This window comes from Sphingobacterium sp. UGAL515B_05 (genome assembly GCF_033097525.1).
GTDB lineage: Bacteria > Bacteroidota > Bacteroidia > Sphingobacteriales > Sphingobacteriaceae > Sphingobacterium.
In genome coordinates this window covers 5930694-5951005 of the sequence record NZ_CP109907.1, presented here as the reverse complement: position 1 = coordinate 5951005, position 20312 = coordinate 5930694, and the positions used below count along the sequence as shown (strand labels likewise).

At 39.8% G+C, this 20312-nt stretch carries 18 protein-coding genes; 15 read left to right on the top strand and 3 right to left on the bottom strand.

What is annotated here, in order from left to right; genetic code table 11:
- Window positions 1–136 precede the first annotated feature (136 nt).
- Entirely contained in the window at window positions 137–997 is an 861-nt protein-coding gene (locus tag OK025_RS24925) for an RNA polymerase sigma factor RpoD/SigA (protein ID WP_028068906.1), read from the bottom strand.
- A gap of 390 nt (window positions 998–1387) precedes the next feature.
- Between OK025_RS24925 and OK025_RS24920 the strand changes: the two genes are divergently transcribed.
- Window positions 1388–1609, top strand: coding sequence for a helix-turn-helix domain-containing protein (locus tag OK025_RS24920; RefSeq protein ID WP_046675813.1), 222 nt, complete (start codon window positions 1388–1390; stop codon window positions 1607–1609).
- Here the strand turns inward: OK025_RS24920 and fmt are convergent.
- On the bottom strand, window positions 1606–2523 hold the full coding sequence (gene fmt, locus OK025_RS24915) for a methionyl-tRNA formyltransferase (RefSeq protein ID WP_182984266.1): 918 nt from the start codon (window positions 2521–2523) through the stop codon (window positions 1606–1608). The two genes, OK025_RS24920 and fmt, sit on opposite strands and share 4 nt — an antisense overlap.
- Window positions 2524–2673: 150 nt before the next feature.
- Between fmt and OK025_RS24910 the strand changes: the two genes are divergently transcribed.
- From OK025_RS24910 to OK025_RS24855, 12 genes are all read left to right on the top strand, one after another.
- A complete protein-coding gene (locus OK025_RS24910; protein WP_317667434.1) occupies window positions 2674–3891 on the top strand; it encodes an ABC transporter permease in 1218 nt (405 codons plus the stop codon).
- Window positions 3892–4006: 115 nt separating this feature from the next.
- Entirely contained in the window at window positions 4007–6130 is a 2124-nt protein-coding gene (locus tag OK025_RS24905; protein WP_153847450.1) for a cation:proton antiporter, read from the top strand.
- A 25-nt stretch (window positions 6131–6155) separates the two neighbouring features.
- Entirely contained in the window at window positions 6156–7418 is a 1263-nt protein-coding gene (gene icd / locus OK025_RS24900; RefSeq protein ID WP_317667433.1) for an NADP-dependent isocitrate dehydrogenase, read from the top strand.
- Between the two features lie 55 nt (window positions 7419–7473).
- Window positions 7474–7731, top strand: a complete 258-nt coding sequence (locus OK025_RS24895) for a hypothetical protein (RefSeq protein ID WP_317667432.1) — start codon at window positions 7474–7476, stop codon at window positions 7729–7731.
- Window positions 7732–7917: 186 nt separating this feature from the next.
- On the top strand, window positions 7918–8988 hold the full coding sequence (gene serC / locus OK025_RS24890) for a 3-phosphoserine/phosphohydroxythreonine transaminase (RefSeq protein WP_317667431.1): 1071 nt from the start codon (window positions 7918–7920) through the stop codon (window positions 8986–8988).
- Window positions 8989–9132: 144 nt separating this feature from the next.
- Window positions 9133–10080 carry a D-2-hydroxyacid dehydrogenase gene (locus tag OK025_RS24885; protein WP_075991985.1) on the top strand — a complete coding sequence of 316 codons (948 nt, stop codon included), beginning with the start codon at window positions 9133–9135 and terminating at the stop codon, window positions 10078–10080.
- Between the two features lie 125 nt (window positions 10081–10205).
- Entirely contained in the window at window positions 10206–11519 is a 1314-nt protein-coding gene (locus OK025_RS24880) for an aspartate kinase (RefSeq protein WP_317667429.1), read from the top strand.
- Window positions 11520–11534: 15 nt separating this feature from the next.
- Window positions 11535–12695: a diaminopimelate decarboxylase gene (gene lysA, locus OK025_RS24875; protein ID WP_317667428.1), complete on the top strand. Its 1161-nt coding sequence runs from the start codon at window positions 11535–11537 to the stop codon at window positions 12693–12695.
- Window positions 12696–12828: 133 nt separating this feature from the next.
- Window positions 12829–13581, top strand: a complete 753-nt coding sequence (locus OK025_RS24870; RefSeq protein ID WP_317667427.1) for a prolipoprotein diacylglyceryl transferase — start codon at window positions 12829–12831, stop codon at window positions 13579–13581.
- Window positions 13582–13586: 5 nt separating this feature from the next.
- Window positions 13587–13826 carry a hypothetical protein gene (locus OK025_RS24865; protein ID WP_046675824.1) on the top strand — a complete coding sequence of 80 codons (240 nt, stop codon included), beginning with the start codon at window positions 13587–13589 and terminating at the stop codon, window positions 13824–13826.
- Between the two features lie 11 nt (window positions 13827–13837).
- The gene (locus tag OK025_RS24860; RefSeq protein WP_317667426.1) at window positions 13838–15241 is read left to right on the top strand and encodes a radical SAM protein; all 1404 of its coding nucleotides are present in this window, start codon (window positions 13838–13840) and stop codon (window positions 15239–15241) included.
- A gap of 115 nt (window positions 15242–15356) precedes the next feature.
- Entirely contained in the window at window positions 15357–17693 is a 2337-nt protein-coding gene (locus OK025_RS24855; RefSeq protein ID WP_317667425.1) for a mechanosensitive ion channel family protein, read from the top strand.
- Window positions 17694–17748: 55 nt separating this feature from the next.
- Here the strand turns inward: OK025_RS24855 and OK025_RS24850 are convergent, their stop codons facing one another.
- Window positions 17749–18579 (bottom strand): AraC family transcriptional regulator, encoded by an 831-nt coding sequence (locus OK025_RS24850; RefSeq protein ID WP_317667424.1) that lies wholly within the window; start codon window positions 18577–18579, stop codon window positions 17749–17751.
- Window positions 18580–18686: 107 nt separating this feature from the next.
- Here OK025_RS24850 and OK025_RS24845 point away from each other — a divergent pair, with 107 nt between their 5' ends.
- Together OK025_RS24845 and OK025_RS24840 are read left to right on the top strand one after the other, a co-directional pair.
- Window positions 18687–19601 carry an AEC family transporter gene (locus OK025_RS24845; protein ID WP_317667422.1) on the top strand — a complete coding sequence of 305 codons (915 nt, stop codon included), beginning with the start codon at window positions 18687–18689 and terminating at the stop codon, window positions 19599–19601.
- Window positions 19602–19851: 250 nt separating this feature from the next.
- Window positions 19852–20298, top strand: a complete 447-nt coding sequence (locus tag OK025_RS24840; RefSeq protein WP_075991990.1) for a DoxX family protein — start codon at window positions 19852–19854, stop codon at window positions 20296–20298.
- The last annotated feature ends 14 nt before the right edge of the window (window positions 20299–20312 follow it).

Below are 20312 nucleotides of genomic sequence, written 5' to 3'. Positions count from 1 at the left end.
CAGGAGTCTTGGAAAATAGAAAAAGGGTTGCCTGCTCAGTAGGCAACCCTTTTTTTATTGGACAAAAAATTATGGACAAAAAAAATCCCAACCATTTCTGATTGGGATTGCCAAAATGTCTAATAAGTATCTCTTGTTAACCCAAATAGGATTTTAAGATTTTGCTTCTTGAAGTGTGTCTCAAACGCTGAAGAGCTTTGTCTTTGATCTGACGAACACGTTCACGTGTCAAATTGAATTTCTCTCCGATTTCCTCTAACGACAATTGGTGATTGGAACCTAAGCCAAAGAAAAGTACGATAATTTCACGTTCTCTTTCTGTCAATGTTGCCAATGATCGTTTGATTTCTTCTGATAGAGATTCATCAATCAAAGAACTGTCTGTGTCTGGATCATGGTTCTCCAAAACGTCCAAAAGTGTGTTTTCTTCACCTTGAACAAAGGGAGCGTCCATAGATACGTGACGGCCAGAGTTGCTTAGGGTATCCGAAACCTTGTCTACTGTGGTTTCAAGGATATCCGCCAATTCTTCTGGAGATGGTTCCCGTTCGTATTCTTGTTCTAGTTTTGAGAAAGCTTTACTGATTTTGCTCAATGAACCGACTTGGTTCAATGGCAGACGTACGATACGCGATTGTTCAGCAATTGCTTGAAGAATAGATTGGCGAATCCACCAAACGGCATAAGAAATGAATTTAAACCCCTTTGTCTCGTCAAAACGTTTAGCTGCTTTAATTAAGCCCAGGTTACCTTCATTGATTAAATCACCTAAGGTTAAACCTTGATTTTGATATTGTTTTGCTACTGATACTACGAAACGAAGGTTGGTTTTAGTCAATTTTTCCAAGGCAACTTGATCGCCTTCGCGGATACGCTGTGCTAATTCTACTTCTTCTTCTGCTGTAATTAAGTCTACTTTACCAATTTCGTGTAAGTATTTGTCCAAAGACTGTGACTCACGATTGGTGATAGATTGTGTAATTTTGAGCTGTCTCATTAATTTTTATTAATTCTCCTCTCTAAGAAATGTTTGCGAAAATACGAAAAATTTTTGAATTATTAATGGAAAATTGATTATCTAGCCACTCATATTTAATGAGTTAGGTTTTTTTGAGTTTCAATTTTTAATCATCAAAAACTATTCCATTTTAATATTTTTTTTCTTCTTATCTGTTGCTGTAATATTCAACTGTTTGATATTTAAAGTGCTAAAGGGTTTAATTTTTTTTTCTTATTCTAGACAATTTAACTCGACGGTAGCTGATTTATTATGCAATATGCATTCCTCAAATTTATTTTAAAATGATAATTTTATGATAAAACAAAAAGATGGATCTTTTGTTTTATTAGTGACATTAAATAAATTTAAAAGAATAAAAATTATATTATGCCAATCTTAATTCACTTGGATAAAATAATGAAAGAGAAAAAAATGTCGCTTAACCAATTGAGTGACAATGTCGGAATTACCCTTTCCAATCTTTCAATCATCAAGAATCAAAAGGCGAAGGCATTGCGATTAGATACCCTTGAAGCGATATGCAAAGCGCTAGACTGTCAGCCTGGTGATCTGCTGCAATATTATGATGGTGGTGATGAAAAAGGCTAAAATCGATAACCTTTTAAAAAATCGACTACATTCATTCTTTTCTTGCCTTCGAGTTGAAGGTCAGAAATGACAATATAGCCGTCTTGCGCTGCAATTTTTAAGAAACTTTTCTTGTCAGTTTCTATGGTTCCCGGTATTGTAGCTGTATTGACAAGTTCTTTTTCTGTGCTATAGATTTTTAGGACCTTATCATTTAAGAGTGTAAATGCCGCTGGATAGGGGCTTAAACCGCGAATGAAGTTATACACTTGCGCCGTGGGCTGATCCCAGTTTATTTTACAGTCTTCTTTGAAAATTTTTGGAGCATGTTTGAGTGGCTCCGTTGTTAGAAGGACTTCCTGAGGTTTCGGCTGCAGGGTTCCAGCCTTTAATTGCTGGATGGTTTGCAGAAGAGTTTCTGCTCCGGCCACCATGAGATTATCGTGAAGATCGCCCGCGTTGTCCGTTTCTTTGATCGCAACTTTTTTCGACAATAAGATGTTTCCCGTGTCGATTTCGTGCTGTAGTAAAAATGTCGTTACGCCCGATTCTTTCTCTCCATTGATGATTGCATGATTTATCGGTGCTGCGCCCCGGTATTGTGGAAGGAGTGAGGCGTGGACATTGATTGTTCCAAATTTAGGCATATTCCAGACGATCTCGGGAAGCATGCGGAATGCTACCACAACCTGTAGGTCCGCCTGAAAACTTTTAAGTTCATCTAAAAATGCCTCATCACGGAGTTTCACTGGTTGAAGAACTGGGATATTATGTTGTGTAGCAAATATTTTCACAGCAGATTCATGTATTTTTTGTCCACGTCCTGCAGGTTTGTCCGGTACCGTAACCACAGCGACAACTTGTTCGCCAGACTGAATCAGTGCTTCAAGTGAAGCTACAGCAAAATCGGGAGTACCCATGAAAATAATACGCATAATACTTGTAATTTTTATAAAACTCTTTAAACCAGTGCAGGGGCCCCCTCGTTGAATAGCCCACTGAAAAACGCCTAATTATTTGTCATTTCAGTTTTGTAAATAACAAATTTTTATAACTTTGCGAAGTTACATAAATATATTGAAAGCTTGAATTTTCCTTATTTTTTAGCAAATCGGATCGCATTTTCTGGAAAAAGAACGTTCTCAAAATTGATCGTTCGGGTGACTATTGGTGCAATTGCTCTTGCTATTGCAGCGATTATCATATCTATTGCGGTATTGCGCGGATTTAAGGGAGAGATTATCAGTAAGCAACGGAGTTTTTTTGCCGATGTATTGGTTTTACGTTACGACCTGAATAAGTCTTACGAAAATTCACCCATAACACTTACGCCGGAGGTTCGTAAGTCCATATTGGCGATTCCCCAAGTCAACTCAATCAGTTCCTTTGCGACCAAGGCCGGGATTATTAATGTCAACAATGAAGTTGAAGGAGTGGTTCTTAAAGGTATCGATTCCTTGTATAATCAACAGCCCTTTCAGCGTATGTTGGTGGAAGGGAGCATGATAGACTTTAAATCGGATAATGCGGATAATCAGATTTTGGTGTCCAAGTATCTCGCAGATCGACTGCTCCTAAAAGTCGGTGACGATTTTATTATGTATTTCGTGCAGGATCCTATACGTAAACGTAAATTTGTCATTAAGGGCATTTTTAATACAGGCTCCGAAGAATTAGATAAGGTCTATGTGATCGGGTCTCTCAATGTCATTCGTAAACTGAGCAACCTCGATGATCATGAAGTAGGGGGCTATGAGATTCGGATTAAAGATTTTAGTCAGCTCGAACAGACAACGAACAAGGTTGAAGATCTGTTGCCCATCGATATGCAGGCAATCAATATCAAGGATCAGGTCCCTGATATTTTTCAGTGGCTGGAATTGCTTGACATGAACACCAAAATCATTTTCATACTGATGACGGTCGTTGCTATTATCAATATGATCTCCGCCTTGCTGATCACCATTCTTGAGCGGACTTCAATGATCGGTATCTTAAAGGCGTTGGGGTACCACAATGCCGGGATTCGCCGCGTCTTCATGTATAGTGCCTTGTATCTCATCGGTCTGGGATTATTAATCGGTAATCTTATTGGCTTAGGTTTTTACTTTTTTCAGGATTTTACCCATTTCTTTAAATTGGATGAAAAGACCTACTATATCTCCTATGTGGCCGTTCAACTTCAATGGTCTGATGTGGTTTTGGTCAATTTGGCTGTCGTGTTTATCGGAATGATCTCATTATTTATTCCTTCGATGCTAATTACCAAGATTAGTCCGATCAAAGCCATTTCTTTTAAGTAACACTACTTTTAGGCTTCGCTTTCTTGAAAAAATCGTATTTTTAGTGCTGTTAACTATTTTTCGAGCTGTATAGAAAAATAAGTATATACATATTACGGCTAGTATACAAGTACTTATGAATAAAACTTTTGAGCATATTTCCCACGCTTTCGAAGCGCCTTTACAAAATCCTGTACTTATATTTTCGCTGGTACTTTTTATTATCCTGTTGTCACCGATCGTACTGCGACCGATTAAGGTTCCGGGTATTATTGGATTGATTATATCTGGCGTTATTATTGGACCACATGGACTCAACTGGTTGGAAAAAAACTCGGCTATCACACTGTTTTCAACAATAGGCCTGCTCTATATCATGTTTATCGCTGGTTTGGAGTTAGATATGAATGAGTTTAAAAAGACCAAGAATAAGAGTTTACTTTTTGGCTTTTTAACATTTATTGTTCCGATTAGTATTGGCTATCCCGTTTGTCATTTTTTATTGGGCTACGGTGTTTTACCGAGTTTGTTGATATCAAGCATGTTTGCTACCCATACGCTGGTTTCTTATCCCATTGTAAATAGCTATGGTATTTCTAAAATGGAGGCCGTTGCGATCACCATAGGCGGAACAATTCTGACGGATACGGCCGTGCTGATTATTCTTGCGGTGATTACCGGCGTTTCTCAGGGAAATATTGGTAATGAATTTTGGATTACCCTGACGATTTCCTTTGCTATTTTCCTGTTTATCATGTTTGGTGTTATTCCAAGGATTGCAAAATGGTTTTTTGAACGCTTGGGGAGTGAGAAGACATCCAATTATATCTTCGTGCTCTCCGTCGTGTTTTTTGCTGCATTTTTAGCGGAAATTGCCGGCCTTGAGCCGATTATTGGGGCTTTCGTTGCGGGTCTGGCCCTCAACAAACTGATACCACACTCTTCCGCTTTGATGAACCGAATTGAGTTTATCGGCAATGCGATTTTTATTCCTTTCTTCTTGATATCTGTGGGGATGATTGTCGATGTCAGCGTGATTTTGAAGGGGCCGCAGGCACTTATTATTGCTGGAACACTGACCGTTGTGGCTATTGTCGGTAAATATGTGGCCGCATGGTTGACGCAGCTCGTTTTTAAATATAGCCGTGGTCAGCGCAATCTGATATTTGGTTTAAGTAGTGCTCATGCTGCTGCAACACTGGCTGTAATCATGGTTGGACATAAGAATGGTATTATCGATGAGAATGTGCTTAATGGTACAATTCTATTGATTTTGGTTACCTGTATTGTTGCTACGGTGGTTACGGGAAATGCCTCGCGTAAAGTGGTGATGGATGGTGAACAGGACGAAGAACATACAGATGTGGTGAAGGAAAAAGATGAAAACATTTTGATATCTATCGCTAACATGGATAATATGGAGCCTATTTTGGATTTTTCAACCTATATTAAAAGTAAGAAATGTTCCTATCCCGTCAATATCGTGTCCGTTGTGAAGGATAATGAACAGGCTCAATTAAACATGTCAAAAGCACGGAAGAACCTGGATAATATGGTCAGGTATGCGTCGGGGAGTGAGACGAACGTTAATATAAGTGCTACAATAGATTTAAACATCGCCAGCGGAGTTGCACGGTCGGCAAAAGAAGTTTCTGCCAATTGTATTGTTTTGGGCTGGCCGAGTGCGGCCAATTTTATGGATAAGTTTGTCGGAGAAAAAACGGAAAGTATCTTAAACAGAACCTCGGCTAATGTGATGTTATGTCATTTTAAAAAACCTTTTATTTCTAATAAATCCATTGTCGTTTTTGCACCACCCATGTGCGAGGCAGAATTTGGGTTCGAGTATTGGCTGGAGAAGGTTGTTAAACTGGCGCAGGAGCTATCCGTTCCGGTAACATTTGTTGTCGATGAACGCTCTGCTGCCGCCATTAAAGAACATCTTGTTGAGCTGAAAAATTCTGTTCCTGTTACCTTTGAACATTACGATGCCTGGGACAATTTGCAGGGCCTTAAAGCGTTTAAGGAGGAAGATGCGATGTTTATTTTTGTTTCGGCCAGAAATGGAGAAGTTTCCTATCGTGATTCTCTGGATGGGGTAGCAAAGAAATTAGATCGTATTTATGCAAACGAAAATCTTGTTTTAGTGTTTCCTAGTAGAGTGGAAAACGCACACATCGACGAGTATGAAGATGTCGAAGCTGCTCCAATCTTTAGAAAAATTAGCAAAGAGATCGGAAATATGTTTAATAAGGGATAGTAATTGTCCGTTAAAATTGAAGGTTATGTCAAATAAGATTACAATGTCAAGTGAAGGAACTTTACAGGTTCCAGATTTTCCAACAATTCCTTTTATTATCGGTGACGGTATTGGTCCTGATCTTTGGCATGCGGCAGTGCGTGTTTTTGATCAAGCGGTGGAGAAAGCGTATGATGGAAAACGGAAAATAACATGGAAGGAGGTGCTGGCAGGTGAAAAAGCTTTTAATGAAACAGGCGAATGGCTACCAAAAGATACCCTAAATTTACTAAAAGAATACCTCGTTGGAATTAAAGGGCCACTAACCACGCCAGTAGGCGGCGGAATCCGTTCTTTGAATGTTGCTTTGCGTAAGGATTTGGATCTCTATGTATGTCAACGGCCGACAAAATGGTTTGTGGGCGTACCTTCGCCAGTCAAACATCCGGAATATGTGGATATGGTGATTTTTCGTGAAAATACGGAGGATATTTATGCTGGAATAGAGTTTCAGGCGGGAACAGCTGAAGCCAATAGGTTTCAGGATTTCTTGCATGATGAGCTTGATATTGATTATAATTTCTCGGCCACGACAGGAGTCGGTGTCAAGCTGGTTTCTGAGGAAGGGTCAAAAAGACTGGTCCGTGCGGCAATAGAGCATGCTATTCATCACGGTTTACCTTCAGTGACGATTGTTCACAAAGGAAATATCATGAAATTTACGGAAGGGGCTTTTAAGATTTGGGGGTATGAGGTTGCTGAAACGGAATTTGCAGACAAAACGTATACCTGGGGACAATGGGAGCGAACGAAAGCAGAAAAAGGTGCGGAGGTAGCTAATCAGGAACAAAAAGCCGCCTTGGATTCAGGTAAAATTTTGATTAAAGATATTATTTCCGACAATTTTTTACAGCAGATCTTACTTAATCCACGGGATTTTTCTGTTGTGGCAACTTTAAATCTGAACGGTGATTATATTTCTGATGCGCTGGCCGCAATGGTTGGCGGTATAGGGATCGCACCGGGAGCTAATATCAATTTTAAAACAGGGCATGCTGTTTTTGAAGCTACTCACGGCACAGCACCTCGTTTTGCAAATACCAATACCATGAATCCTTCGTCGGTTATTTTAAGCGGTGTTATGCTACTCGAATACCTTGGATGGACAGAAGCTGCGGCGGCAATTGTTAAAGCCTTGGGCGAAACCATAATTGCCAAGACCGTGACGGTAGATTTTTACAATTTGATGGATGACGCTACATTAGTCAAAACAAGTGAATTTGCCGATCGAATTATCGAAAAAATATAAGAATTTTATTTTCTGAGATATTAAGCAGAAATTTGAATAAAATTTCTGCTTTTTTATGGATTACAATCAGCTTCCTCCTTTTATAAGGGAATCGAATATTTTTACGGAAAACGAGAAAATTACGTTGGCTCAGATCGAACGTTTACCCACTCCACAGGAGGTAGATGATATAACTAGTCTCCCTGAAATTTACGAATTGCTTAATGCCTTTATTGGCGATCAATCCGCCCGTAATACCCACCTTCAACTTAAAGCTAAAGAGTATTTGCAAGATAATCAGGTAGATATGGCATGGAAAGTACTGCTTATTTGATGTTTTTTGCATTGAACTAGGTGTTTGTTGTGCGATCTTTTTATTGAAATCATTTAGAATTTTATAAATTTTCAATAAAAAAACAGATTAGTTGAAAAATATATAATTTTATTTTACCTTTGGTTTTTAAACAACGGATTGCTTAGCTAGGGTTAAAGAATAGCAATCAAACAAACTATAACATCAATGAAACATAATTTTGGAGCAGGTCCATGTATTCTGCCAAAGGAAGTATTTCAACAAGCCTCAGAAGCTGTAATTGATTTTAACAACACCGGTTTATCAATTTTAGAGATCTCTCACCGTTCCAAAGAGTTTGAAGCAGTGATAGACGAAGCCACACAATTAGTACGCGAGTTATTGGCAGTACCGCAAGGATATTCGATTCTTTTCCTTCAAGGAGGGGCTAGTTTGCAATTTGCAATGGCGCCGTTGAATCTTTTACCTGAAGGAGGTAAGGCTGCTTATTTGGATACTGGTGTCTGGGCTACAAAAGCATTAAAAGAAGCTAAAAAATTCGGTACAGTAGATGTTGTAGCTTCGTCGATTGATAAAAATTATTCCTACATCCCTAAGGGATATACCATCCCAACAGATGCTGCATATTTTCATTATACAGCTAACAATACCATTTACGGTACTGAGGTTTTTGATAAACCTGAAACAGCATTGCCAGTGGTTGTTGATATGTCTTCTGATATTTTTTCACGTGAGATCAATGTTGCTGACTATGATTTGATCTATGCTGGTGCTCAAAAAAATATGGGCCCTGCAGGTGTTACACTCGTGATTGTTAAAGATGACATCTTAGGTAAATCAGGACGTATTCTTCCGTCGATGTTGGATTATCAATTGCATATCAATGGTGGTTCAATGTACAATACTCCACCGGTATATTCGATCTTTGTTTCGATGTTAAACCTTCGTTGGTTAAAAGCAAAGGGCGGTGTTTCTGTATTGGAGCAAGAGAATATTATCAAAGCACGTGCTTTATACGATGAAATCGACCGTAACCCATTGTTCAAAGGTACTGCAGCAGTTGAAGATCGTTCACGCATGAATGTTACTTTTGTAATGGATACACCAGAGTTGGAAGCTGAATTTTTGGCTTTGGCAAAAGAGCGTAATTTGATCGGAATCAAAGGTCACCGTTCTGTAGGTGGATTTAGAGCTTCGATTTACAATGCTTTACCATTAAGCAGCGTAAATGCGTTGATTGATGCAATGAAAGAATTTGAGGACACGCATACCGCATAAGGGACTGTGCATGTTGCTGAAATTTAGCAGTTGACAAACAGATAATTAGTTAGATTAAGAATTATAGAGGTCGTAACGTATTCACCTGGTTGGATCTTCCGATGAGTTGAACGGCACCGATACCTTTAAAAACGAATTATAAAGATGAAAATATTAGCGAATGACGGTATCGATCCACTAGGAAAGAAAATGCTGGAAGATGCAGGTCATAGTGTAGATACAACTCATATTCCGCAAGAAGAGCTTCCTGAAAAGCTCCTTGCTTATGATGCAATCACGGTACGTAGTGCAACTAAAGTACGTCAGGCCCTGATTGATGGCTGCCCTAACTTGAAAGTTATCGGCCGTGGTGGAGTAGGCATGGATAATATTGATGTAGACTACGCCCGTTCAAAAGGGATTGCTGTTGTCAATACCCCTGCGGCATCTTCTTTATCAGTTGCTGAGCTGGTTTTTGCTCACCTATTGAATGGTGTACGTTTCTTATACGATTCTAATAGAAAAATGCCTGTTGAGGGTAATACAAAATTTGGCGCCCTTAAAAAAGCTTATGGAGCTGGTACTGAGCTTCGTGGTAAGACGATCGGTATCGTTGGATTTGGTCGTATCGGTCGCGAAGTTGCCAAAATCGCCATTGGTCTGGGGATGGATGTGGTTTACACGGATTTGTTCGAAGGACCAAAAACATTGACCATAACACTTTCAGGTGGTATCCAAGTTGAGGTACCTATTCAACAAGTGGAGATGGACAACTTATTTAAAGTTTCAGATTTTATCTCTTTACACGTTCCATTTTTGGATAAACCAGCTATCGGAGCTGCTGAGTTCCCATTATTGAAAGATGGTGTTGGCTTGGTTAATGCCTCGAGAGGCGGCGTTATTGATGAATTGGAATTAGTTAAAGCATTGGATTCGGGTAAAGTTGCATTCGCTGGTTTAGATGTATTCGATAATGAACCTACTCCACGCGAAGAGATCTTAAAACATCCAAAAATTTCGTTGACGCCACATATTGGGGCGGCGACCAATGAAGCTCAAGAAAGAATCGGCGAAGAATTGGCCGGTCTACTGATCGAAAACTTGAAGAAGTAATTCTTCCGCATAACATATAAGATATGCGGCACAAAACTTTCATGATTTTGTGCCGCATTTTTTTTAATATAAATTCATGAATTGCCTATATTGGCACACAGAAATTTAATAATTGTAACTTCAGTATGAAAGTTTTAAAATTTGGTGGTACTTCCGTGGGAAGTGCAGCACGTATCAAAGGGTTGTTGGATATTGTAAACCCTGCTGAACGTCAGATCGTCGTATTGTCCGCAGTTGCTGGAACGACAAATGCTTTGGTTGAAATAGGTCAAGCTTATACAGTAGGTAAGAAGGACGAAGCTAAAGATTTGGTCAAGAAGCATAAGGATAAGTACGAAGACCTTATTAAAGAACTTTTCAGCACTGAACAAGGTTATAAAAATGGTAAAGAATTGATCGATTACCATTTTAATCTGATTTCTACCTTAGCTAATGAATTATTTACACCTATTGAAGAAAAAGTTATTCTGGCGCAAGGTGAATTGATGTCTACTGCTTTATGGCATTTTTATTTGAACGAAATCGGTATAAAATCCGTGTTGTTACCAGCCCTGGATTTTATGAAAATTGATGAGGATAATGAGCCTATGGTGGAATTTATTGGCGAAAAATTAAGTCATATTTTGGCACAGAGCCCAGAAAATACGTTATTTATAACACAAGGTTTTATTTGCCGAAATTCATTTGGTGAAATCGATAATTTGCGCCGTGGTGGTTCAGATTATACGGCTTCATTGATCGGCGCAGCAATCCGTGCGGAGGAAGTTCAGATCTGGACGGACATCGATGGGATGCACAATAATGATCCTCGTGTTGTCAAAGGAACAACACCGATTGCCCATCTAAGCTTTGATGAAGCTGCAGAGTTGGCTTATTTCGGTGCTAAAATTTTACACCCTCAATCGGTATTCCCAGCGCAAAAATATAACGTTCCAGTTCGCTTGTTGAACACGATGGAGCCCAATGCAAAAGGGACTTTGATCAGTAAGGACGGTGCTCAGAAAGGTTGTATTCGCGCCATTGCCGCGAAAGACGGTATCACGGCAATTCACATCCATTCATCGCGTATGCTACTTGCTTATGGTTTCCTACGTCGTGTTTTTGAAATATTCGAACGTTATAAAACACCAATCGATATGATCACAACTTCGGAAGTGGCGGTATCGTTGACCATTGATGATACAACCAATTTGGCTGATATAATCAAAGAAGTGGAGGATTTTGGTTCTGTAACAGTAGATGGCGATCAGACCATTGTATGTGTTGTAGGCGATTTTGGTTTGAATAGCCACGGTTATGCCGCTCGCGTACTTGACGCTGTAAAACACCTTCCAGTTCGTATGATTTCTTACGGTGGTTCAGACTTTAACGTGTCGATTCTATTGAATTCAGATCATAAAACAGAAGCATTACGTTCATTGCACAATCGTTTATTTTAAGAAGTAGGTTTTTATATGATAAATACAGGTATCGCGGCGAAGTTTGCAGAGAAAGAAACGCCGTTTTATTATTATGATCTGAATGTGTTAAACAAGACCCTGGAGGCTGCGCATGCTGCTTCCCACAAACGGGGATTTCACGTTCACTATGCATTAAAGGCCAATTTTAATGACGAGCTATTGACGGCGATTCAAGAGATCGGCTTTGGTGCGGATTGTGTGAGTGGCAATGAGGTAAAGAAAGCCATTGAATGCGGCTTTGATTCCAAGAAAGTCACTTTTGCAGGAGTTGGTAAATCTGATAAGGAAATCAATTATGCGCTCGATCAAAATATTTTTGCTTTTAATGTGGAATCCATTCAGGAGCTTGAGGTCATCAATGAGCTTGCCTCAAAGAAAGGTGTAAAAGCAAATGTGGCTTTACGGATCAACCCAAATGTGGATGCACACACCCATCATTATATTACAACAGGGCTTGATGAAAACAAATTTGGTGTGCCCAATGCCGATTTGGAAAAATGTGCAGCCGTGCTAAAAAAATGTGAATCTATTGAACTGGTTGGTCTTCATTTTCACGTAGGTTCACAGATTACGGATATGACCGTATTCAAAAGCCTGTGCGTGAAGGTCAATGAATGGAAAAACTGGTTTGAAGAACGCGGTACACAAATCCGTGTATTGAATGTCGGTGGCGGATTGGGGATTGATTATAAAAATCCTGATGGAAATACAATTCCTGATTTTGAAGCCTATTTTGATATTTTCGACCGCTTCCTGGAGCGTACAGCACAGCAAGAAGTGCACTTTGAATTGGGGCGGGCTTTGGTCGCACAATGCGGAAGCCTTGTTAGCCGCGTGTTGTATGTTAAAAATGGTGTCAAGAAAAATTTCTTGGTATTGGATGCTGGAATGACTGAATTAATGCGCCCGGCCTTGTATCAAGCCTATCATAAAATTGAAAATATCAGCGCGACAGACAGTGCCGAATCCATTAACTACGATGTGGTTGGGCCAATCTGTGAATCGTCCGACTGCTTTGGTAAGGAAGTACCACTTCCCGTTTCAAAACGTGGCGACTTAATTGCCATTCGTTCCGCAGGCGCTTATGGCGAAGTGATGGCCTCGCGTTATAACCTACGTGAGGAAATCCGATTTGTGTATAGCAATCAGCTATAACCCCCGTTTTTAAAATATTTATTAAAAGCCAGTCTGTTCTTCAGACTGGCTTTTTGGTTTTAAGAGTTTTGTCATGTGCAGAAACTTTTGTTTGTCATTTTCTTGATCGTCTTTCGTATACTTGTTTATGCTTATGGCGATTGAATTTCCGGTTACGATAGATTTGTTTGGAAAAACGTTTCTCTTACATCCTTTTATGGAAGGATTGGGGATGTTTATTGGCATGCGTTATTATCAGTTGCTCAAATGGAAGGATCAGGAAAGTTTAGGGCATACCAATTCCCTTCTTATTGTTATTGCTGCCGGCCTAGGGGCTTTAATCGGCTCACATGTCATCGGTTCTCTCGAGCGCCCGGCTGAATTGCTCAATGCGACACATAAATGGGCTTACATCTGGGTGAATAATACGATAATTGGTGGTTTGGCAGGAGGCTTGGTTGCCGTGGAAGGGATGAAAAAGATCATGGGTAAAAAAGAAAGTACCGGTGATCGGATGGTCTTTCCCTTGATTAGTGCAATTTCCATTGGTAGGGTAGGTTGTTTTTATATGGGTGTATTCGAGCAGACCTATGGTTTACCCACAACGTCTCCATTGGGGATGTATTTGGGGGATTCCTATAAACGGCATCCTGTAGCGCTGTATGAAATCGCATTTTTACTGCTCTTATTTGTAGGACTCCAACTTTTTAAACGACGATACAATTATCGAAATGGCGTGTTGTTTCAGCTTTTTATGCTTAGTTATTTTAGTTTTCGTTTCCTGTTGGACTTTATTAAGCCACGGGCAATTATACTTTTGGGGCTAGGTACCATACAAATTACCTGCATCGTGGTGATAATTTATTATATTTATTTATTAAAAAATGAACGTTTAATCAAAAAATAGAAATTATGTATTTGCTTGAGGGGTCATTTGGATCGGAAAGTACCGCGATGTTGGGACTTTTTCTACTTACTATAGGTGCTATTGTGATCGGTATTGCACTTTTGGTTATTATTATCGGTTCGATTATTAAAGCTGGAAATAAAGAATCAAAATTCAATGTCAATCCCTGGCTTAAAGTATTGTTGGGCGGAATTGGAGCAATGTTGGCAGGGGGACTTGCCTGTGGACTTACCTTTATGAACTAGAGATCAGCTTTATGCCAGTTAGAAACTATACATACTACGATTACACCATCAGCCTATGTCCAACATGCCTTTCGCGTGTTGGTGCCAAGATTATTATCGAGGATGAACAGGTATTTATGACGAAAAACTGTCCTGATCATGGCTTTTTCAAAACACTGATTGCAACGGATGTTGACTATTATAAGAACATTCGGAATTATAATAAGGCCTCAGAAACACCTTTGAAATTTGATAATGAAGTACATTATGGCTGTCCCTATGATTGTGGCTTATGCGTCGATCATGAACAGCACAGTTGCCTTTCTATAATCGAAGTGACCGACCGCTGTAATTTGACCTGTCCAACCTGTTATGCCATGTCCTCGCCCCATTACGGACGACATCGCTCGCTGGAAGAAATTGAACGGATGTTTGACAAAATCGTCGAAAGTGAAGGTGAACCGGATGTGGTTCAGATCAGTGGTGGAGAGCCAACCATACATCCTGATTTTTTTAAGATTTTAGACATTGCGAAGACAAAGCCTATTAAGCATCTCATGCTCAATACGAATGGGATCAGAATTGCAAATGATCCTGGTTTTGCTGAGCAACTCGCGACTTATGCGCCTGAATTTGAAATCTATCTCCAGTTCGATTCCTTTCGTCCTTCGGTGCTTGAGAAATTCCGGGGCAAAGATCTTACGGATATCCGAAAAAAGGCCATTGACAAATTAAATGCACTCAATCTAAGTACAACCTTGGTCGTCGTCCTGGAAAAAGGAACCAACGATGATGAAATAGGGGAAATATTGGATTACGCCTTACGACAGCGATGTGTACGGGGAGTAACCTTTCAACCGGTGGAAATTGCCGGTCGAAATGCGGCCGATGCGCAGCAACATAAAATGACATTAACGGAGGTACGTCAGGAAATCCTGAATCAATATCCACTATTGGACCCACATGATATTATTCCTGTTCCTTGTAATCCTGATGCTTTGGCGATGGGCTATATACTGAAAATAGGAGCGGAGCGGATACCTTTGACCCGACATATTGATCCGGCTATTTTGTTAAATAGCCAATCGCGCAACACCATTGTATATGAACAGGACAAAGGTGTTCAGATGCAATTGCTGGATATATTTAGCACGGGAATTTCTGTGGATAAGGTAAAGCCAAAAGTAAACCAGTTGCTTTGCTGTTTACCCGAAGTCTGCGCACCTGATCTTGATTACGACAATCTTTTCCGAATTATCATTATGAATTTTATGGATGCCTACGATTTTGACGTTCGTGCAGTCAAAAAATCATGCGTCCATATCGTCAACAAAGACTTGAAATTAATTCCTTTTGAGACGATGAATTTATTTTATCGTGACGATAAAATAAAACGGCTGGAAGAACTAAAACTATCGGATGCTATTCGATTTTAACAGGAGATAAGTTATTTTTGTCGAAGAAATACCTTTGGTCCTTTCTTTGCAAGATGTAGTGTTCATTGCATTTGGCTACACATTGCCAGGTAAGGAAATCAACAAAATTAGAAGTATGAAATTGGGCATTGTTAAGCGTTTTATTTTTGTCTTAAGTCTCTTGGTTTTTCAGTTGCATGTGTCTGCACAGGATTCAGTTCAGGTTAGAAAAAATCAGAGTAACGATCGAACCGCGGCACATGTTGGCTTCAATAAAAGGCCCGCTGTGGATTCCACACGTGTTGGCAATGACTCCTTACGCAATGACCTGAAGAAGCTCAATTTGACTTTTCTTGCTAATATTCGAACAGGTTCAATGGCGGATTTCGTTGCACAACTGAATGAGAAATCCAATACGTATACTGCGACCAATACAGGATCCGCCAAAGACAGTATTGCAGCAATAAAAAATAGTATTCACGAAGAAATTAGGCAGCTGAAGTCTATTAAGGGCAGTATCAGTAATTATTCAAACAGTCTTACTATTACCCAGGATCAGATCAGGAATTTGGTCAACCGGTATGATATTAGTACCAGTAATCATAGTCGCGCGTACCAATACCTTGATAATGCTCAGCTCAAGCTGTCGGCAAAAATGGATTCTTTGGAGGTAATCAACCGTACGATAGATGAACTTATCGCCAAGAACCAACGCCATTTGCTGCGTCTGGATGCTGTGCATGAAGTGAAAAATGTAAGTAAAAAGGTCGATTCTACATCGAGCAAAAGTTCGATCTGGAAAGCGAATACGGCCGCAATTTCAAAAGATGTCTTATTAAATAATATCCGTACAAATTATAGTAATAATAAATCGATTGACAAATATGTCAACCGGACGGACTGGGCAAGCCGTATCCTATTGATTGTATTGGGATTGGGCTATTGCTACTGGATTGTGCGGGTGTCCTACATCCTTCGACAGAATGATTCTGAACATAAACTTGCGATTGATGCTATCGTTGGGAAAACAATTATTTTTCTCTTGACACTGTTGCCTTTTGTAAACTTCTTTACACCAAGTTTCATTCTGCAGGCTTCCCAATTGGTCATTATGTTAATCTTCATGTTTTTGCTAAGGCATCGCATGAGCGGATTACAGCGTAAAATTGCCATTATCCTCATTGTATTTTACATCCTGGATGTATTTGTCAATATGATCGTAAGCGATGACCTCTTTTTAAGGATCGTTTGTATCGCCTTTAATCTGATCGCACTGGGACTTGTTAGCTACACAAAGCGACGAATCAAAAATGCGAACAGTCCGGGGTATATCAGCAATTTTATTTATGTTGTTTTCGCTATCCTCAATATCACGGCAATTACCTTGAATGTGATTGGCCATGTTGAGCACTCGCGGAGCTTTAGTATTGCCTGTGCCGTTGGTTTAGTCCAATCCTTTACGTTGCAGTATTTTGCAGACATGATTAAGGCTGATGTGCGTAATCAGTTTAAAAAAGATCGACTGACTGCAGGATTCTGGATGCGTTTTAACGAACAGCGTACATTGGCTATCATCACCGAAATCCTTCGGATCGTCTGTGTGCTTTTGGCCATTATTGTATTGGCAAACAACTTACAGTTTATAGAAACACTATTGGCCGCGAGCGAAGTCTTTTTTGGCAAAGTGCGCAGCATTGGAAGCATATCTTTTACACTCGGCAACCTTGTTGTGGCTGTTTTACTGCTTCTCGTGGCCAACTGGTTTCAAAAAAATATCAGTTTGATTGTTCTCGGCGGTGAAGACGGTCAGCTTAGCCAGGTCTATAATCAGAAGATGACCCTATTTCCGCTATTTCGTTTAGCGATTATTCTGATTGGTTTTTTTATGGCAATCTCTGCCCTGGGAATGAGTTTGGATAAACTTACTGTTGTCATCGGAGCACTGAGTGTTGGTATTGGTCTGGGCATGCAGAATATCATCAATAATTTTGTGTCTGGTATTATTTTAGTTTTTGACAAGCCATTTCGGGTGGGTGACCAAATTGAGCTTGCCGACAAAAAAGGGCGGGTCAAAGAAATCGGTATACGTGCCAGTGTCCTAAAAACTGCAGATGGTGCCGACGTTATCATCCCAAATGGTGATTTACTCTCTGGAAGAGTCGTCAATTGGACTTTATCACAGGAGTACAGCAAAACAAGCTTTGTACTCCATATCGATCGACAGGCCGATCTGGACAAAGCGAAAGAATGGATTAAAGATGCGATGATGGCGAGCCCATATTACATCCAGGAAAGAGACAGCGGGATCAGCATACAGGATATCAGTGCGGAAATGATCTATCTAAGTGTTTACTGCTGGGTAAACGCGGCGGGCAATGCCTCGTCGCTTAAAAACGATGTGCTGCTTGTATTATACAAAAAGTTTGAAGCGGAGGGGTTGAAATTTTATAGTGTCATTCCACCCAAAAATTAATTTATCAATTGACTTTTTCTGACGAGTGTGCATCATGGATTATGGGCAAGGCTTATTATTTAGTCAAATGAGTTCGGAAATATAAGGGGCTGAATCCCTTGGCCCGTTTGTAGAAATGGGAAAGATGGCTCTCGTCGGTAAATCCGAGTTCTGCAGCAATTTGTTTCAAGGTATAATCTTTGGATTTAAGTCTGTTTTCGATGAGTTCGATCCTGTAGCTGTTGATATAGGCTCTTAAACTGGTGCCGAAGTTCTTCTTAAAATAGATTCCAAAATAGGATGGAGCAATATTAAATTTCTGAGCCAGCAGGTTGACCTGAAGTTTTTCGGGCGAAAAAATATAGCGATGAATATAAGCCGAAATCGATCGGTCAACATATAGTTCATGCTGCTGGGGTAAGCGTTGTGTTTCTGATATTTCTTTGTAGAGCCCAAAGATCGCAACGAGTTGGTCAAATAGCCAATCAGAACGCTCGTTGACAGTGGTATTACTATACAGTCGGACAGCTTCCAGGATATGTGAATAAATTAGGCGATGGTGTTCGTCCATATACAGTTTGCGTTCCTTTATTCCTTTATCGTTCATTAGCTCCATAATCCAGGCATAGCGCTTTAGATTACGTTTATTCTGCAGAAAGTAGGTGTCTGTAAATAAAATAAACAAAAAATGGGTCTTTTCTTCAATGTTAAAATAATGCTTGTCTGCGGGACTAATTAAGAACACATCGCCAGGTTCATAATTCAGTTCAAATTTGTTGATCACATGGGTTCCTTTGCCCGAACGAATATAAACAAGCTCATAATAATTTTGCTCGTGGGGGGGCAAATGAAAACTATCCTCAATAAATTCGCTGATCCGTAAAGGTTCAAACTGTTTTTTGCGCATTGCTCTCCTGATATATATCTTTAAATGTACATAAAAATAATGTATTTGTACATGTTATTGCCTGCTCTACTATCGCACCTTTGTGTCGTATAAAATGATAAGAAAACATGATTAATTTTATAATGATTGCATTTTGCATCGCAGCGGGGATGGTATTAAGGCGAACAAATTTAATTCATTCCGAAGCACATAAGGGGATCAATACCTTGATTCTTTATTTTGCGCTGCCGGCGGTGTCTTTCAAATATATTCCGAAGATCGTATGGTCATCACAATTACTGTTTCCCGTGTTTTCGGCAATCCTCGTTTGGGCAGGTAGTTGGTTATTTATGGAAGTGTACTGTCGGCGCAAAAATTATAAACAGCGTTCGCGCAGTAGCTTGGAATTGGCAGCAGGTTATAGCAATACGTCCTTTATAGGCTTTCCATTGATCATCGCCTATTTTGGTGAAGCCCAATTGCCGATTGCAATTATTTGCGACCAAACTACATTTATTCTACTTTCTACAGCCGGAATCATCAATGCACTAAAAGCGAATGTCCAGGATGGCGAAACGATCGATGTCAAATTTATGCTTCGAAAGTTAGTCAGCTTTCCACCTCTAATCGGTTGTATAACTGCTTTAATGCTGTCTCAATTTGTTGACCTTTCAGTTGCCGAGCCTTTTTTCGATAAGTTGGTGGCCACCGTTGGGCCATTGGCCTTATTTTCTATTGGTTTGCAGTTGAAGTTTGATGGTTGGCGACAACAGATTTCGCAGATCAGTACAGCGATGAGTTATAAATTGATTCTAGCGCCAGCATTGGTATTACTATTTGCATTACTACTTGGTGTGAAGGGAGCTGTTGCGCGGATCAGTATATTCGAAGCAGCTATGCCAACCTTGGTCACTTCGGGGATCATTGCCGAGCAATACCATCTGAATACCAAGCTGGTCAATCTGGTTATCGGTTTTAGTATTGTTGTGGGGCTGCTAACAACTGCATTTTGGGATTTTGTTATTCGACTTTTTTTCTCCTAACCTACGGTTGCATTGATTGATTGATTGATTGATTGATTGATTGATTGATTGATTGATTGATTGATTGATTGATTGATTTTGAAAACAGCGTAGGCCTGATTTGGCTGCGATTTGTCATATCCGAAGTATTGTGTAGGCGTGGGGATGTATTCACTTCGTAACATTTTGATAGTGAATCATCTCATGCGAACAACTTTTTTGCTGTTCAACTGTTATTAGGCTATAACCATCTATAAAAAGGAGGTATATTATGAACCTGATACACAAAATTGAACATTGGGGCGATGCTCATCACCCACAATGGATTGATTACCTAAGAATTGCTTTAGGGGTCGTTATTTTTGCCAAAGGTGTAAGTTTCGTAAATGATAGGGATGTTGTTCAACATATGATTGAACAAAGTAGTTTCCACTTATCATCATGGGGTGCTGTTCACTATGTGGTTTTTACCCATTTGGTGGGAGGGTTGTTCCTAATTTTAGGTTTTCAAACCCGTTTGGCCTCACTACTGCTATTTCCGGTACTGGTAGGGGCTGTATTTTTTGTTAATATCACCCACGGCTTTAGTTATTTGAATTCCGAATTGTGGCTTTCTATAGTCGTATTCTTTTTGCTGATCTTTTTTATGGTCATGGGTTCTGGAAAATACTCCCTAGACCAAATGATGAACAAACCAGGATACAAAAGGGATATCTAAAAAAAAGCTCCTTC

Coding starts and splice junctions, on each gene's coding strand:
- OK025_RS24860 (WP_317667426.1), top strand. CDS start 13,838: ATGCCAGTTAGAAACTATACATACTACGATTACACCATCAGCCTATGT.
- OK025_RS24850 (WP_317667424.1), bottom strand. CDS start 18,579: ATGCGCAAAAAACAGTTTGAACCTTTACGGATCAGCGAATTTATTGAG.
- serC (WP_317667431.1), top strand. CDS start 7,918: ATGAAACATAATTTTGGAGCAGGTCCATGTATTCTGCCAAAGGAAGTA.
- OK025_RS24905 (WP_153847450.1), top strand. CDS start 4,007: ATGAATAAAACTTTTGAGCATATTTCCCACGCTTTCGAAGCGCCTTTA.
- OK025_RS24870 (WP_317667427.1), top strand. CDS start 12,829: ATGGCGATTGAATTTCCGGTTACGATAGATTTGTTTGGAAAAACGTTT.
- OK025_RS24840 (WP_075991990.1), top strand. CDS start 19,852: ATGAACCTGATACACAAAATTGAACATTGGGGCGATGCTCATCACCCA.
- OK025_RS24880 (WP_317667429.1), top strand. CDS start 10,206: ATGAAAGTTTTAAAATTTGGTGGTACTTCCGTGGGAAGTGCAGCACGT.
- OK025_RS24885 (WP_075991985.1), top strand. CDS start 9,133: ATGAAAATATTAGCGAATGACGGTATCGATCCACTAGGAAAGAAAATG.
- icd (WP_317667433.1), top strand. CDS start 6,156: ATGTCAAATAAGATTACAATGTCAAGTGAAGGAACTTTACAGGTTCCA.
- OK025_RS24920 (WP_046675813.1), top strand. CDS start 1,388: ATGCCAATCTTAATTCACTTGGATAAAATAATGAAAGAGAAAAAAATG.
- OK025_RS24895 (WP_317667432.1), top strand. CDS start 7,474: ATGGATTACAATCAGCTTCCTCCTTTTATAAGGGAATCGAATATTTTT.
- OK025_RS24845 (WP_317667422.1), top strand. CDS start 18,687: ATGATTAATTTTATAATGATTGCATTTTGCATCGCAGCGGGGATGGTA.
- OK025_RS24865 (WP_046675824.1), top strand. CDS start 13,587: ATGTATTTGCTTGAGGGGTCATTTGGATCGGAAAGTACCGCGATGTTG.
- OK025_RS24855 (WP_317667425.1), top strand. CDS start 15,357: ATGAAATTGGGCATTGTTAAGCGTTTTATTTTTGTCTTAAGTCTCTTG.
- OK025_RS24925 (WP_028068906.1), bottom strand. CDS start 997: ATGAGACAGCTCAAAATTACACAATCTATCACCAATCGTGAGTCACAG.
- lysA (WP_317667428.1), top strand. CDS start 11,535: ATGATAAATACAGGTATCGCGGCGAAGTTTGCAGAGAAAGAAACGCCG.
- fmt (WP_182984266.1), bottom strand. CDS start 2,523: ATGCGTATTATTTTCATGGGTACTCCCGATTTTGCTGTAGCTTCACTT.